Source organism: Chitinophaga varians, assembly GCF_014529945.1.
In the GTDB taxonomy this organism is placed as follows: domain Bacteria; phylum Bacteroidota; class Bacteroidia; order Chitinophagales; family Chitinophagaceae; genus Chitinophaga; species Chitinophaga varians.
On record NZ_JACVFB010000001.1, the window covers coordinates 233,700 to 249,923 of the forward strand.

Consider the following 16,224-nt stretch of genomic DNA (forward strand, 5'->3'; position numbering starts at 1 on the left):
TCGTCAGAAAAAAGTTCCATCCCCCGGAGGACCTTCTGACCATACAAGTACTTGTGCTAAATCCTGATAACCATGTATAACCTGGTGAAATTACATCACAACATTAACGGCGGAAAACGCTGGCTAATCATTTGTTGCGCCTTTTTTCTAAGCGCCTGTAATTCAAAAAGCATGAAGAAATATGCTGATTGGAGAACTGCCGGTGGAAGTAAGGAAACCATCCGCTATTCATCCCTGAATCAGATTGATACAAATAATGTGAGCCGGTTAAAGGTGGCATGGGTATACTATTCGGAAAATCAGGACAGTACCAGGTATGGTGCTATGCAATGTAACCCGGTGATAGTGGATGATGTGTTGTACGGTGTATCCCCGAAGTTAAAATTATTTGCTGTAGATGCTGCCACGGGAAAGGAGAAATGGTCGTTCGATCCTGCCGATACGCTGGCCAACAAGACGTGGCATCGCAACAGTGTTAATATGAACCGCGGCGTGGCTTACTGGGCCGACGGAGACGACAAGCGGATTATCTATACCGTGGGTAGTGTAGCCCTTTGCGTTAATGCGCAAACGGGTAAACTGGTGACCTCGTTTGGAAAGCAGGGTGGTATTGATCTGAGGGAAGGGCTGGATAGGGACTCCTCGAAAGTTTTCATTGCACCTACTTCGCCGGTAATGATTTACCGCGATCTTTTTTTTCTGAGTGGTCTTGTCGGTGAAGAAACCCCCGGGCATATTAGAGCTTTTGACGTGAGAACAGGAAAACAGCGATGGATATTTCATACCATTCCCTACCCCGGAGAACCGGGATATGAAACCTGGGAAGATACGGCGGCCTATAAATACATGGGCTCTGCCAATAGCTGGTCCGGTTTCAGTCTGGATGAAGAAAGAGGTATACTGTTTGCTCCCACCGGAAACCCCACCAATGACTTTTATGGCGGCCAAAGGAGAGGGGCCGGTTTATATGGCAACTGTATACTGGCACTTGACGCCGCTACCGGGAAATTATTGTGGCATTTCCAGACGGTACATCATGATGTATGGGATATGGATCTCTCTTCTCCTCCGGTTTTGGTGACGGTCATCAGAGATGGCAGAAAGGTAGACGCCATTGCGCAATCCACCAAAACAGGATTAATATTTGTGCTGGACCGCGAAACAGGCAAACCGGTATATCCGATAGAGGAAAGAGCGGTAGATACCATGACAACCCTGACGGGTGAGCAGTTGTGGGCCACACAGCCGTTCCCCGTATTGCCGAAGCCTTTTGTGCGGCATACGCTCACAGTGGAAAATCTAAACAGGTTGGTGGGCGACTCCTCCTACCAGGACATACGAAGGCGCTTCAGAAGTTATCGTGCCGGAACAATTTTTACGCCGCCGTCAAAAGAAGGAACAGTCGTCTTTCCGGGATATGACGGGGGCGGTGAATGGGGTGGCCCGTCCGTAGACCCGGAAACAAATGTGTTATATGTTAACGCCAATGAAATGGCCTGGGTATTAAACATGGTGGATAACGACCCGCCAAAGGAAAAGAAGAGGACTAAACTGGAAGCAGGCGCCGTCCTGTATCATCAATATTGTATGGCCTGTCACGGACCGGAGCGGCTCGGCGGTGGTGATTATCCCTCCATTATCGGCGTGGAGAAAAAATACAATTATGCCCGTTTTCTGGCCTTGTTGTCAACAGGAAGAAGGATGATGCCCGGATTTAATCATCTCGATTCTCTGGAGAAGGACGCCGTAGCTTCTTTTATTCTCGATTTAAAACAGTTGCAGCTCCAGGAATACAAAGGACGGAACGAAAAACGCGATGCTCCTCCCCAGGCTCCTTATGGATTTACCGGATATAATAAATTCCTGACAAAAGAAGGCTACCCGGCTATCAGCCCTCCCTGGGGTACATTAAACGCTATCAATCTGAACACGGGGCAATACTTATGGAAAATACCATTTGGAGAATTTGAGGAGCTGACGAAGCAAGGCATCCCGGAAACCGGCAGAGAGAATTATGGAGGCCCGGTTACGACGGCCGGGGGAGTGTTGTTCATCGCGGCGTCGGCGGACGGTTATATGAGAGCATACAATAAACATACTGGCGCTTTACTTTGGAAAGTAAAGCTTCCTGCTCCGGGCATTGCTACCCCGGCTGTCTATGCCGTGAATGGGCGGCAATATGTTGTAATAGCCTGCGGGGGCGGCAAATGGGGAGGAAAGTCTTCTGACGCATACGTTGCTTTTGCGTTACCTGCTAAACAATAGCAGAAAACAGGAAAAATGTAGAGGGAATGGGGGCAGTTTATCAGCACTGACTTTTCAACAACGTAAAACATTGCATAAAAAATAATTTAATTCCGGAGGGTAAAAATAACCAATCGCTGTCTATTCTTATAGAAGACAGGTACAAAAATCACGACCAGACTGCTACCAACTTTGGAAAGCAGGCGGGGAATTATTTGCCTGTTAACCCAATATGTTAAGACTAACCATTTTTAGACCCGGTTATTGAAACCCAAAAAACAATTTTATGCAATCAAAATTCATTCGTTGCCTCTCAGGCATCTCTGTAGTATTGAGTATTATGTTGATTACCGCATGCTCCAAAAAAGACAACTCTGGTACCCCCGGTGGCGGAGACCCTGTTAATCCCGGTATAGAAACAGGTGCACCCGAAAAGTATACCAAAAAAGTTTTAATAGAAGAATTTACAGGCGCCTGGTGTGGCTGGTGCCCGCGTATGCCAATTTTGCTGGAAAAACTGCATGCAAAATATCCGAATGTGATCATATCAGCTTTTCATGCATCCGATACATTTGATATTGGAAGAGACGTGAGATCTGTTATTGAAGAAAAAATGGGCGTACAGGGTTATCCCACCAGCAAACTGGAAAGACTGAAAGATCTCGACTGGTATGATGCCAGTAACAATATCAGTTTTGCTCAGGCAGATGCACTGGTAAGCACTTTCGCCAAAAAGACCGCGGTATTGGGGTTGAGTATCACCAGTACTGTTGCCGGGAATAATCTCAATATCACTGTAAAAGTAGGGATGGGACAGCCTCTGAATGTTACAAAAGCAAAATTGATGGTTTATGTCCTCGAAGGCGGACTGACAGGCCCTGCACAAAACAATTATTATTCGCTTGATCAGGTGAAAAACGATTACATGAATGATCCTGATCTGGGCCCACTGACAAAATTAGCGCACAGCATCACAGGATATACCTATAATCATGTGGTAAGAAAAGTGTTGACAGATGCCAAAGGCGATGAAATACCTGCAGCCTACAAAATAAAAGGGGCTGTTTATACTAAGGATTTTACGCTGGATATCAGCAAGTACAAGGCTGCCAACTGTAGTGTCATTGCACTGGTATATGGACAGGACGATGAAGGAAAATTAATTGATACCTACAACTCACAGGTGGTGATTGCCGGACAATCACAAAAGTTTGATTGATAAAACCTGTATACTACAACTCCACGCAGAAAGCTCCATTAACCATCATATGTAAGAGTGCTTCCGGGTACCTCGATAAAGTATGGTGGTTAACGGAGTACTTATTGTATTAAATCAAATGATATGAAAAAAAAGACGGCGTCAATATATATGATGGTGGTGGTACTTGCATTATTGAGCGTATCAACTGCTGTGGCCCAGGGGAATACGAGCCAGCAGAAGCTGCCCAATGTACAGGTGAAAGATATGGATGGAAGACTGATGAATGTGAATAGTTTTTCCAATGGCGGCAAACCAATCATCATCAGTTTTTGGGCTACCTGGTGCAAGCCATGTATCTCTGAACTGGAATCCATAGCGGACGACTATGAGGACTGGCAGAAAGTAGCGGGCGTAAAACTGATCGCTATTTCAATTGATGATACCAGGACCAATGGAGGAATAAAATCACTGGTGTCCTCACGGGGATGGACATACGAAGTGTATAATGACTATAACAAGGACCTGTACCGGGCGCTGGGAATTGCCAACGTGCCCTATACCATTGTACTTAACGGAGACGGAAAAGTAGTGGAAAGGCATGCCGGTTATAATCCCGGAGATGAATACCGTTTACTGGAAGTGGTGAAGAAAATTGGAAAACCATGAGAAGAAAGATATTCATTATGATCACGATAGCCGGGATCAGTAACGTTTTACGGGCGCAGGAGATACCCGGGAAACTAAGCGGGGGGCTGGAATCAAATAATCAATATTACATTGACGATAAAGCTACCCAGGCAAAAGCCCCCCGTGATAAAATAGCCACCAATAGTTATTTTACGCTTAATTATACGCTAAAGAATTTCTATGCCGGGGTGCAGCTGGAATCCTATCTTTCATCCCTGATGGGCTATCCGGAGGGCCTGAAAGGGACAAAACTTACGCATCGTTTTGCCGGATACCGGACTGACAAAATAGATATTACTGCGGGTAATTTTTATGAACAGTATGGTAATGGATTTGTTTTTCGTTCTTACGAGGAGCGGCAGCTGGGCATAGATAATATAATGGATGGCGTCAATGTTCGTTTCACCCCTTTAAAGGGTATCCGTTTAAAAGCATCCTATGGCCTGCAGCGTGTATTGATGGACAATGGGGAAGGTATCGTGCGTGGAGCAGATCTGGAGCTGGATCCGTTGGACCTCCTGAAGATAAAGCATCGTTGGGGTGTTACAATAGGGGGGAGTGTCGTAAACAGGTATCAGCGGTATACAGGCCCTGATGAGGATTTCCCGCCAGGAGTAGATGCCTGGTCCGGCAGACTTCAATTAACACATCCGTATTACAACCTGAACATGGAATATGTTGGCAAAAGCGCTGATCCTACGGATGTCAACAAGAATATCTTTAAAAAAGGATCGCTGCTGTATATCAGTCAAACCATTACGACTAATAAAGGTTTGAGCGCCGATATTGCGTTCCGCCGAATGGAGAATATGGAATTCAGGACAGACAGAACGCAAAAAGATAACGTAGCGGTACTGAATTATCTGCCGGCATTGACAAAGTTGTACACCTATTCCTTACCTGGTCTATATCCATATGCAGCCCAGTCAATGGGTGAAATAGGCGGGAAAGTGGATGTGTTTTATCACTTCAAAAGAGGGAGTGCGTTGGGAGGGCACTATGGTACCAAGCTTTCCTTGACGGCATCGATGTACCGCAACCTGGATACCGCCCGGCTGAACTCAAAAGAAGGCTTCCGTGCAGAATTCTGGAAATTGGGGCCTACGGAATTATATAACGACGTCAATGTTAGTCTGGAACGCAGGTGGACATCATGGGTGAAAACGATTATCTCTTACACCAACCTTCGATATAATCAGGGCTATATACAAGGGCCGGGATTTGGAATGGTAAACGCAGATATTGCTGTTGTAGATGTATTGTTGAACTTTGATAGAAAAAACTCGTTGCGTGGGGAAATACAACATCTGTGGACGGTAGCGGATGAGAGAAACTGGGCTGCAGTATTACTGGAATATGGGTATGCGCCCGGATGGTCGTTTTTTGCCGGCGATATGATCAATTACCAGTCAAAGAAAATTCACTATTTCAGCGCAGGCGGTGCCTTTAATTATAAGGAGGCGCGGGTGTCGCTTAGCTATGGCAGACAACGTGCCGGATTATTGTGTGTGGGCGGTATTTGCAGGGTGGTGCCGGCATACAGCGGTGCCAATTTATCGTTCACCTACAATTTTTAGATAACAGATACTGTTGATTCTTTCATTCGTTATAATAAATAATTGGGATACTGCGTCTATATACGCTGAGCACAATACCGGACGTATTCCGGCCCGGAATGAATGCTGTATTTGACGCAGTATTTTGAAACCAATCATATTATATTAATGGAGAACAATGCTATCAATGAAGACCAGCAACATTGGGTTGCCTTTCAAATGGGCGATAAGGATGCTTTAGCGTATTTTTTTAATACATCTATTGAGAACCTATACAACTACGGTTTAAAGTTTACACAAGATGAAGGTGTGATAGAAGACACGATACAGGATCTTTTTATCTGCTTGTGGACTACCAGGAATAGGTTGTCTATGCCCGTTTCCGCCAGAAATTATCTGTTAAAGGCATTCCGCAACCTGCTTTTTAGAAAGTTGTCCCGGTCGCGGAAAATGTCAAAGTACACATCTGAATATGTTTTTTTTGATCTTGAACTTTCTGCGGAAGCAAGTTGTATCGAGGTCGAACAACAAATCATCCTGGATAGACGGCTGGAATATGCGCTGTGTCAACTTCCACACCGTCAGAAAGAAGCTATTTATCTGCGTTTTTTTGAAAATGCATCTTACGAAAAGATAGCCGAGGTAATGGACACCACGGTAAGGGCCAGTTACAAAAATGTTTTTAGAGGACTATGTTATCTTCGTGAAACCCTTGTTATCATGATCTTTTACTATCTGTTCTGGAAGATGTTGTCATGAAATTTAACGGACGCGCTGCGTGTCGCCACCAATTGCTCATGACACCTGTTTCCTGCTCTTCGCAAATTTATGTTCCTGGTATTCTTTCAGCCGGCGGTCCAACAAGGCAGAGGCGATATCATAGCGTTCCTGGTCGAGCGGTATAGCGTCTAATACGGCCGTTGCCGCTTCGCCCAGATAGTTGTTCCGCAGTGCAGGTTCTTGCAGGAAAGTAAGTGCCAGGTCGCGGTTGTAAAGCACATCATGTCCACTGAGGTTTTTAATATAGGCGTTAATAAACGGCAGTTCGGCAGCAAAGTCTTCTTTTGTGATGTAGCCTCTGTTCAGGCTTTGCGCCCAGTCCAATGCGGAAGTGGGGCCCGTGGTGGCAATAAGTTTCCTGTCCAGCGCCCATTGCAGGAACATCAGGGCGGAGGTTTTGTAAAAGTTTTGCTCCTTCACAAATTGCTCCGGGGTACCGTATCCCATTTCGTTGTACAGATGGAATAACGGATTCCGGTAATCCAGTCCCAGCACAATATCTTTAACTATTTGTTCATCCGTGAATTCCGGTCCCCAGCTTATGTTTTTCTGTTTGTCTACCGGTATGCGCCAGCGGTAGAAGCTTTCGCTGCCATCGTCGTTTAGCCATATGGGTGATATCTCACTGCTTTTGAGCGTAGGGGCGCCGAGGGAGGCGTTCAGGTGCTCAAAGGTGGCGCTGAAGTCTACCTGGTCCGGGAAAGTGGTCGATGATTTATTGTTGTACCATCTTGCGCTTACCAGTCGCGGTATAAATATGCCTTTTTTGTCGCCCTGCAGCAGCGGATATGTTGCCAGATATGGTTGCGCATCCAACAGCAGGTCAATTCCCAGTTTTTTGTTTTCAATCCAGTAGGATGTTTCTGTGGAGCGATTGGAGATAAAAGGCTTCTTCGGATATTTAAATCCGTGCAGCTCCAGGAAAGTAATGATGTCCGCGGAATCAATAGCAGATCCCATGAGGCTTACCAGTGTATTGAACATTCAGTCGGCATTTTTCGGCTTAAGAGATAATGGACGTAAAATAATGAATTTTGCCGCTATTGCGATCACCTGTTTAGAAGATCTGTGGCATAGTGCCGGTGGTGCTGGGCGGCTGGCAGTTCCCCTTCCTCCCTTTTTTGATTAAAAGCACACGATCTCCTGACAGACTTCTTTATATTAAAAGGTCAACGCTGGTTATCAGCTGTCTTTGTTTCGGGTTCGGATAACAAAACTATATTTGCGCCACAAATACCTTGATGTCATGGAAGGCAAATATTTCGATGAAGCCACAGTTTCGGTACTACAGGAAATCATTCTTCACAGGAGAGATGTAAGAGGAAACCGTTTTTTGTCCACGCCACTGGATGAAGCCGTCATAGACCAACTGCTGATGGCAGCCCTCCATGCTCCTTCAGTCGGGTTCTCGCAGCCATGGGAGTTTGTGCTGATCCGGGACCAGGCCGTTAAACAGCAGGTCAGGGATTCGTTCCGGGAAGAAAATGCCAAAGCCCTGCCACAGTTCGACGAAGAAAAGCAACCGGAATATATACGTCTTAAACTGGAAGGCATTATGGAGGCGCCGCTGAATATTGCCGTGTTCTATAAGCCGTCGGATAAACCGGTGCTGGGGCAAACAGCGATGCCGGAAGCAGGTCTGTATAGCGTGGTATGCGCGGTGCAGAATATGTGGCTCATGGCCCGTGCCCTGAATATAGGCGTAGGTTGGGTGAGCATTCTGGATGCCGAAAAGGTAAAGCGGATATTACATGCACCGGCTGATAATAAGCTGGTCGCTTATTTATGTGTGGGGTATACTAACGGATTTTATACGCAGCCTGAGCTGGAAATATTGCAGTGGGAGAAACGGAAAATGAAGGAAGCGGTTGTTTTTAAAGAGGGATATTATTAAATACTACAAAGAAAGAATTTTTCTAAGGGCGGGGAGATTGTCGCCAAAATAAAAATGCAGGTAGCTGGCGAAAATGCGATCGTCATAAAAAACAGGCGTGGCCATCATTTCGCCGCGCGCATTAGATACACGGATGGGCATGTCCGTTAGGGCCGGGGTATCCACAAAAGTGGAATAATGAAATTCATGTCCCCGCAGTGTGATGCTGTCAAACTCCACTTCTCTATAGCCCAACGCCAGCTTTTTCTGCTGCATGGTAGTAGACATGGGCAGCACGTCGCACATCTCATAGGGCTGCCCGCTTTCATCGTGTATCGCAGCGCCCAGGTACATCATACCGCCACATTCGGCGAGTATCTTCCCTTTGAAGGCCTTGACAGCGGTACGCAAGGCGGTATTGGCGGTCAGTTGCGGCAGATGCAACTCCGGATAGCCTCCCGGTAAATATAACACGTCGGCAGCAGGAAGTGCCTGGTCCTGCAAGGGACTGAAGTAGGTAATCTCCCCGAACGACGATAAGGCTTGTATATTTTGCGGATAGATAAAGTTGAACGCCTCATCTTGTGCCACGGCTATCCGCAAACGTCCGGCAGGTTTGTTTTCGGTGGTATATGCCTTACGCGGTGCACGCGTCATCTCCATCAGTTTATCCAGGTCTATATATTGAGACAGATGATCGGCGGCATCGTTGATGATCTGATCATAATCATGGTCTGCGGAGATATGCAGTCCCAGGTGTCGGGAAGGAATTTTGATGGAGATATTTTCAGGAAGATAACCTAATGCCGTTAAACCCACATCTGCGGCGGCGTCCTGGAGGAACCTGTAATGAGAGGCGGTGCTGACAAAATTAAATATGACGCCGGCAATACGCAGGCCGGGGGAGAAATTTTTATAGCCATATAATAATGCTGCTGCGGAATAAGCCATGGCCTTAGCATTCACTACCAGTATCACGGGTATGTCCAGGAACATGGCCAGTTCGGCGCTGCTGCCTTCCATCTTTACAGCTCCGTCAAACAGGCCCATCACGCCTTCTGTAACACTGACATCGGCCTGGGCACTGTACTGCGCGTAGATGTTGCGCACATGCTCGTCGGACATCATGTACCTGTCGAGGTTGATGCCTGGCCGGCCGGCTGCTATGCTATGGAGCCTGGGGTCTATATAATCCGGGCCGCATTTGAAGGGCTGCACCCGCAAACCTTTGCGCTGCAAGGCCCGCAGTACCGCCAGTGTAACGGTTGTCTTACCTGCGCCGCTATGTGGCGCCGCTATCAGGAATTGTGGTTGCATGGACGGCAAAGGTATTTCTTTTGTGAAAGTTATTTTCATCGATGCCCTCATTGCGGCCCTGAAAAATAAAAACCTCCGCTTCCATCTCCTGAATAGATAATTCCTTATCTTCGCCCCCGTTATCAGGTGCATTGTTGTCATTACAATGCTTAAAAGGGAATCCGGTGATGCCCACCAGGCGCAAATTCCGGAGCAGTACCCGCTGCTGTAAGTTCACAAAAATGTTGACGGCATAAATGCCACTGTCTGATTATCCGACGGGAAGGCGCCGACATACAGAACAAGCCAGAAGACCTGCCTCATAATCTAATATCCGGCTTCCGGGACCAGGAGCAACAGGATAGAAGTCCCCCTCTTCGATGGTGATTTCTCACCCTTTGCATCCCATCCCCGCCGCCGGCATTCTTTAATCGTTAACGGGCTTATTAACTCGATTAATTTTCATGGGCAAAGATCTCTTAAAAGTTAAACGCATCGCGTTTATCTGTAATGGCAACTCCTGCCTCAACAAAGGAGCTGAAGACACCACCGTTTCGTTACGCGCCGCTATCGCCGCCAGTAATCTCCACGACGAGGTACACACTATCCGTACCCGCTGCACCGGCCAGTGCGAGCATGGCCCTGTTGTATTCATTCATCCTGATGGTACCTGGTACAAAAACATGAAGGCAGAATTTACCGCCAACCTGGTTGACTGCCACTTCGTAATCGGCAAGCCCGTGGGCAACGCCGTGTTTTTCCAGGACTAATATTTTTATCAACCATCATCAGCTTGCATGAAACACTTTTATACAGCGGCATTGTCGTGCCTGTCCCTGACTGCCTGGGCGCAAGAAACGACTGACACTACCAGTAAAAAAATATTTAACCTAAAAGGGGTGGATGTTTCTGCCAACGCAGACAAGGGCGGCCACCTGCTTTCTAAAATAGACCTCCAGCTGCTGCCGGTAAAATCCGCGCAGGACCTCCTTCGCACGGTCCCCGGCCTCTTCATCGCGCAACACGCAGGCGGAGGGAAGGCGGAGCAGATCTTAGTGCGTGGCATCGACAACGACCACGGCACTGACTTCGGCATTTTCGTAGACGGCGTCCCTGTCAATCTGCCCAACCACGCACATGGACAAGGTTATGCTGACATGCACTTCCTCATTCCGGAAGCCATCGGCAGCGCAGCCTATTACAAAGGGCCGTATGAAGCCAGTCAGGGCGACTTTACCAACGCTGGTGCTGCGGTGTATTCCACGCTCTTTAAACCCACCAGCCAGTTTGTGAAAGTAGAGGCGGGCAGCTTCAACAGCGCCAGGGTGGCGGGCCTGGTGAACGTGGTAAACGCGGAAAAACAAAACGCCTATGTCATCGCGGACTACACTTATACCAACAGCTATTTCGATAACCCGCAGTACTTTAACCGCTTTAATTTTTTAGCGCGTTACAATGTGGCCATGAATGCAAAAAATACACTCTCCATTATCGGCTCCGGCTTTACCAGCAGCTGGCATGCGTCCGGACAGGTACCGCAACGTGCCGTTGAAGCGGGGTCGTTGCCATACTTTGGCTCCATCGATCCGACTGAAGGGGGTAAAACGACCCGCATCAATGCAAATGTGATGCTGGAAACGAATATCAGCGGGCGTTCTGTCATGAAGCAGCAGGTGTATTATGTAAGAAATAACTTTGACCTATGGTCTAATTTTACATTTTATAAAAATGACCCCACTCATGGCGATGAGATAAAACAGTGGGAGAGAAGAGATATGGCCGGGTATAAAAATACCTTTAGTCATACGGGTAAATGGAACAATGCCACGCTGCTGACGGAAGCAGGTATCGGCGCTCGCGTCGACTTCGTTAACTTAGGCCGCGATCTCGTAGAAGAAAGAATGTTCTTGTCTAACGAAGACTCCAGCCGCGCCATCGTGGGCAACTATTCCGTCTATATCAGTGAAACGCTGCGATTCACCAATGGCCTGAGTTTCAGCCTGGGCCTCCGGGATGACTTCTTTACCTTCGATCTCCATGATTATCTTATAAAAAATGCCAGTGGGAGTAAAACAGCCAACCGCCTGAGTCCCAAGTTCAGCGCTTACTACGATGTATCGCCATCATGGACGTTCTTCGCTAAGGCAGCCACGGGCTTTCACTCCAACTATGCCAACGTAGCTATACAGCATGGGCAATCTGCTGCGGTGCCCCGCTCTTATGGCGCCGACATAGGCACCAACTTCAAGCTGGGCAACAAAGCATTGGTGACGGCGACCATCTGGTGGCTGCAATGTGATGCGGAATACAAATTTATTGCCGACGATGGCAGCTTTGAGAATATGGGCCGTACCACCAGAACGGGTGTGGACGCAGCTTTGCGCTATCACATCGTTAATCCGCTATGGGCCGATGTGAACCTCAATTTCGCACGACCACGGCTGATGGACGAGGTGAAGAATGAAAACTACATTCCTTTTGCTCCTGTCTTTACCAGTACCGGCGGCCTGACTTACCAGTCCCACAATGGTATCAGCGCCAGTCTGCGTTATCGTTATATGGGTGAAAGGCCTGCCATCGAAGATAACAGCGTCAAATCCAGGGACTACCTGATCTTCGACGCTGTGGTAAGATATAACTACAAACGCTATGAATGGGCGCTCTCTGCCGAAAACCTGACTAACAGGAAATGGGCGGAGGCTCAGTTTTATGACGAATCGCAACTGAAGGGCGAGGCTGCACCGGTGATGGACTTCCACATCACACCAGGTACGCCTTTCGCGCTCAGGGCAAGCATGACAGTACGGTTTTAATATGCATAACAAACAAACACAAAGCCATCACCTGCACCCCGTACAGATCGTGGGCGCAGGCCCGGGAGCGGCTGACCTGTTAACGGTGAGGGCAGTACGCTGCATCGGGCAAGCCGATGTTGTACTGCACGATAACCTGGTATCAGCGGATATCCTGGCACTTTGTCGCCAAGATGCTGAACTTATTTACACCGGTAAAAAATACGGCGATGCCATCGACCCGGTGGAACGCCAGCAACATATTCACGAGCTGATGGCGGAACACGCCGCCAACGGCAAAAAGGTAGTCCGCCTCAAATCCGGCGACCCATTTATCTACGGCCGTGCGGCAGAGGAGGTGCGCTACCTGCAGGAACATAACATCGCCTTTGAGGTCGTACCCGGACTAACAGCCGGTATAGCCGCCGCAAGCCTTTGCCAGGTACCGCTCACCGAACGTAATCACAGCAAAGCGGTACTTTTTTGCACCGGTCATACGGCCAACTACGACTTCGAACAACTGGAGGCACTGGCCAATATGCTGCGTACCGGCACCTCGCTGGTGATGTACATGGGCCTCAGTAACCTGCCTAAAGTAATCGCCAAATTACAGGTAGCCGCAGGCACCGAAACCATTTACGTAACGGCGGTATCGCAGGTGTCGGCCCCAACGCAACAAACAGTGACGGCTACATTAAGTGAGATAGAGGCGGCGCTCACCTTGCGTCCCTTGCCGATGCCAGTGGTGTTTATCATTGGTAAATACGCGGACTTACTATAAAACGAATGGTATGAAACAGGGTATTCTGATTTGCGGACATGGCAGCAGGGATAAAGCGGGCGTTACGCACTTTAAAATCCTGGTGGAAAAATTACAACAGCGCTATCCCGACAGGATAGTGGACTACGGCTTTCTGGAGTTTGCACATCCGGTGTATGCTGCTGCGGTAGAACGCATGTACCAGCAGGGAGTACGACATATCACTGCTTTGCCGGCCATCCTTTTTGCCGGTGGCCACGCGAAAAATGATATCCCTTTTGAAATGAATTCCCTGCAACAGCAATATCCGGACCTCACCATCACAATGGCAAGTCACCTGGGTATTACAGGGCCGCTACTGCAACTTACGCGCTGGCTCATAGAGAACGCGGAAGCCACAGCGCCTGCATCTCCGCGTGCGGAAAGCTGCCTGCTGGTCGTAGGGCGGGGCACCAATGATCCGGATGCCAACTCTGATGTGGCCAAATTAACCCGCATGCTGTGGGAAGGCATGGGGTTCGGATTCGCTACCACTGCCTATATCGGCGTTACGCAGCCTCTGTTGCAGGACGCTTTCCCCTTAATGGAAAAACTACCGTTTAAAAGAGTGGTCGTGCTACCCGTCTTCCTCTTTACGGGCGTATTACTAAAGAGAATTTATGAGCAGGTAGCTGCGCAACAAATGTTGTCGCCCGATAAAGAATATATCGCTGCAGAGCCGCTGGGGAGCCATGAATGGCTGTTACAGGCCATCGGGATACGCATTGCGGAAGCAGAAAGCGGCCATCCGAACATGAACTGCCAGCTCTGTAAATACCGTACCCAAATCGTAGGATTTGAAGCCGATCAGGGCAAAGAACAAATCGGCCACCATCTTAGTGTGAAAGGTATTCTCTTCGAAGAAGAAGAAAAGCCGGGCGATAAAAAAGGAATTTTCTCTTCCGTAAAAAAAGTATTGGGGATTTGAGTACTACTGGTAAAATATATGCGGTTTCTTTAGGTCCGGGTGATCCGGAGCTGATTACTGTAAAGGGTTTAAAGGTATTGAAGACATGTGATGTGATCTTCTATCCGGCCTCCCTTCAGGAAGAGGGTGTTCGGAGTTACGCGCGCTCCATACTGGATTATTATGACCTGGGAGATAAACGAATGGTGCCGGTCGTCCTCGATATGAAAACAGACCGTGCCTATAACTTAGAGGTCTATACGCAATGTTTCTTTGAGATGAAAGCCCTGGTGGAGACAGGTGCGCAGGTTTGTTTTGTAAGTGAGGGGGACGTGTCCTTTTACAGCACTTTTGTCTACCTCTTACAACAGATCCATGTACATCAGCTGCCGCTGGAAATCATTGCGGGCGTACCTTCCTTCCTGTTGGCTACTGCGGCCCATCAGGCGCCGCTGGCTTTGCTCCGCGAAAAGATCGCCATCATACCGCTTTTAAAAAGTGAAGCCGATCTCCAACGATATTTACAACAATTTGAAACTGTCGTGCTCATCAAGGTGAGAGCGGCCATGCAATATATACAGCCATTGGTGGCAACGGGAAAGGCAACCATGCTATACAGCGAGAAGCTGGGCACGCCTGACCAACAGCTGTTTACAGACGTTTCCGCACTGGAAGGTCATGTGCTTCCTTATTTCTCATTGATTATTTTAAAAAGTAACCTATGCGCCTAAGTGTGATTGGTATTGGCCCGGGTGATGCCGGTTATTTGCTCCCCATAGCCCGGGAGGCACTCGCGGATGCAGATATAATAATTGGTTATCATTACTATTTCCGGTTTGTAGAGCATCTTTTAAAGCCTGGCGCACAGTGTATTGGCAAGGAGTTGTCGGAAGAGGAAGCCCGGGCGGTACTGGCAGTTGAAAGTTGTGCAGCCGGCAAGCATGTGGCGGTGATCAGCTCGGGAGACGCGGGAGTATATGCCATGGCGTCTTTAGTCTATGAATACGCCTCGAAGCAAAACCGGCAGGATATAGCGTTGTGTTCTATCCCGGGTATCAGCGCTTTCCAGGCGGCGGCTGCCCGGTTAGGCGCGCCCATTGGCCACGATTTCTGTACCATCTCCCTGTCAGACCTCATGACGGCATGGACCACAATAGAAAAACGTATCCATGCAGCGGCTATCGGCGACTTCGTTACGTCATTATATAATCCGAGAAGTAAGCAACGCCATTGGCAGTTGGCACGACTCAAAGAAATATTCCTGCAGCACCGCAGCCCGGAAACACCCGTGGCTATTGTAAGGCAGGTGGCCCGCCCGGAAGAACATATTCAGCTGACGACGCTCGGCGAACTGGACGTAACACTGGTGGATATGTTTTGCCTGGTGATGATCGGTAACTCACAAACGTATCGCTTTCAGCACTTTTTAGTGACACCGCGTGGTTACCTGAGCCGTAAACCACATACGGGCGAAGAGATTCAGCAGGAGAGCTTCCGCCAGATACGCTTACAACTCAAACGGGACGAGCTGTCGCCCGCCGACCAGTGGGCGGTGATCAGATGCATACATAGCACGGCGGATGTTGAGTATGAGCAGCTGTATTACGCTACAGAAAATGCTTTGGAGCAGTGGCATGCATACCTCGCTGGCGGTGGTACGGTGATCACGGATGTGACCATGGTACAATCCGGCATCACCAAAGCCTTTACCAACAAGTATGGTGTCGCGGTAAAATGTTACCTGAACGATGAACGGGTGCCGGCATTAGCCGCCGCGGAGAACATTACGCGTAGTCAGGCAGGTATTCGTTTGGCCCTACAGGAGCATCCGGACGCTTTGTATGTGATCGGCAATGCGCCTACCGCATTGCTGGAGATCTGCGATCAGTATCAACAGGGCAACTGCCATCCGGTAGGGGTGGTGGCGGCGCCGGTGGGTTTTGTGAACGTGCTCGAATCTAAGTTTAAAATAAAATACCTGCCCGGTATTCCGGCTGTCATCATCGAAGGACGCAAAGGCGGCAGTAACGTCGCTGCGGCTATCGTTAATGCTGCCTTTACTGTCCTGGAACAGGCTCAATAATCAGCT

14 protein-coding genes and 1 riboswitch are annotated in these 16,224 nt (G+C 48.5%); of the genes, 12 read left to right on the forward strand and 2 right to left on the reverse strand.

Annotated elements, in window-relative coordinates; translation table 11 throughout:
• Positions 1–171: 171 nt before the first annotated feature.
• From ICL55_RS00925 to ICL55_RS00945, 5 genes are all read left to right on the forward strand, one after another.
• Positions 172–2,265 carry an outer membrane protein assembly factor BamB family protein gene (locus tag ICL55_RS00925; RefSeq protein ID WP_188094167.1) on the forward strand — a complete coding sequence of 698 codons (2,094 nt, stop codon included), beginning with the start codon at positions 172–174 and terminating at the stop codon, positions 2,263–2,265.
• A gap of 265 nt (positions 2,266–2,530) precedes the next feature.
• A complete protein-coding gene (locus tag ICL55_RS00930) occupies positions 2,531–3,463 on the forward strand; it encodes an Omp28-related outer membrane protein (protein ID WP_188094168.1) in 933 nt (310 codons plus the stop codon).
• A 123-nt stretch (positions 3,464–3,586) separates the two neighbouring features.
• Positions 3,587–4,111: a TlpA family protein disulfide reductase gene (locus ICL55_RS00935; RefSeq protein ID WP_223151247.1), complete on the forward strand. Its 525-nt coding sequence runs from the start codon at positions 3,587–3,589 to the stop codon at positions 4,109–4,111.
• A complete protein-coding gene (locus ICL55_RS00940; protein ID WP_188094169.1) occupies positions 4,108–5,709 on the forward strand; it encodes a DUF6029 family protein in 1,602 nt (533 codons plus the stop codon). The genes ICL55_RS00935 and ICL55_RS00940 overlap by 4 nt, the downstream gene beginning before the upstream one ends.
• 147 nt (positions 5,710–5,856) lie before the next feature.
• Positions 5,857–6,447: an RNA polymerase sigma factor gene (locus ICL55_RS00945; RefSeq protein WP_188094170.1), complete on the forward strand. Its 591-nt coding sequence runs from the start codon at positions 5,857–5,859 to the stop codon at positions 6,445–6,447.
• 36 nt (positions 6,448–6,483) lie between these two features.
• Here ICL55_RS00945 and ICL55_RS00950 read toward each other — a convergent pair whose 3' ends face one another.
• Complete coding sequence (locus tag ICL55_RS00950) at positions 6,484–7,452, reverse strand: hypothetical protein (protein ID WP_188094171.1); 969 nt, start codon at positions 7,450–7,452, stop codon at positions 6,484–6,486.
• Between the two features lie 262 nt (positions 7,453–7,714).
• Here ICL55_RS00950 and bluB point away from each other — a divergent pair, with 262 nt between their 5' ends.
• Positions 7,715–8,362 (forward strand): 5,6-dimethylbenzimidazole synthase, encoded by a 648-nt coding sequence (gene bluB / locus ICL55_RS00955; RefSeq protein WP_188094172.1) that lies wholly within the window; start codon positions 7,715–7,717, stop codon positions 8,360–8,362.
• A 3-nt stretch (positions 8,363–8,365) separates the two neighbouring features.
• Here the strand turns inward: bluB and ICL55_RS00960 are convergent, their stop codons facing one another.
• Positions 8,366–9,658 carry a cobyrinic acid a,c-diamide synthase CobB gene (locus tag ICL55_RS00960; RefSeq protein WP_188094173.1) on the reverse strand — a complete coding sequence of 431 codons (1,293 nt, stop codon included), beginning with the start codon at positions 9,656–9,658 and terminating at the stop codon, positions 8,366–8,368.
• Between the two features lie 107 nt (positions 9,659–9,765).
• Positions 9,766–9,974, forward strand: a riboswitch (cobalamin riboswitch).
• A gap of 127 nt (positions 9,975–10,101) precedes the next feature.
• Between ICL55_RS00960 and ICL55_RS00965 the strand changes: the two genes are divergently transcribed.
• The 6 genes from ICL55_RS00965 to cobJ are packed head-to-tail and all read left to right on the forward strand — an operon-like array spanning position 10,102 to position 16,218.
• Entirely contained in the window at positions 10,102–10,407 is a 306-nt protein-coding gene (locus tag ICL55_RS00965; protein WP_188094174.1) for a (2Fe-2S) ferredoxin domain-containing protein, read from the forward strand.
• Between the two features lie 27 nt (positions 10,408–10,434).
• Positions 10,435–12,450, forward strand: coding sequence for a TonB-dependent receptor (locus tag ICL55_RS00970; protein WP_188094175.1), 2,016 nt, complete (start codon positions 10,435–10,437; stop codon positions 12,448–12,450).
• A 1-nt stretch (position 12,451) separates the two neighbouring features.
• The gene (cobA, locus tag ICL55_RS00975) at positions 12,452–13,210 is read left to right on the forward strand and encodes a uroporphyrinogen-III C-methyltransferase (protein WP_188094176.1); all 759 of its coding nucleotides are present in this window, start codon (positions 12,452–12,454) and stop codon (positions 13,208–13,210) included.
• Positions 13,211–13,220: 10 nt separating this feature from the next.
• Positions 13,221–14,156, forward strand: coding sequence for a sirohydrochlorin chelatase (locus tag ICL55_RS00980; RefSeq protein WP_188094177.1), 936 nt, complete (start codon positions 13,221–13,223; stop codon positions 14,154–14,156).
• Positions 14,153–14,866, forward strand: a complete 714-nt coding sequence (cobI, locus tag ICL55_RS00985) for a precorrin-2 C(20)-methyltransferase (RefSeq protein ID WP_188094178.1) — start codon at positions 14,153–14,155, stop codon at positions 14,864–14,866. The genes ICL55_RS00980 and cobI overlap by 4 nt, the downstream gene beginning before the upstream one ends.
• Positions 14,857–16,218 (forward strand): precorrin-3B C(17)-methyltransferase, encoded by a 1,362-nt coding sequence (cobJ, locus tag ICL55_RS00990; protein ID WP_188094179.1) that lies wholly within the window; start codon positions 14,857–14,859, stop codon positions 16,216–16,218. The genes cobI and cobJ overlap by 10 nt, the downstream gene beginning before the upstream one ends.
• Positions 16,219–16,224: the final 6 nt, after the last annotated feature.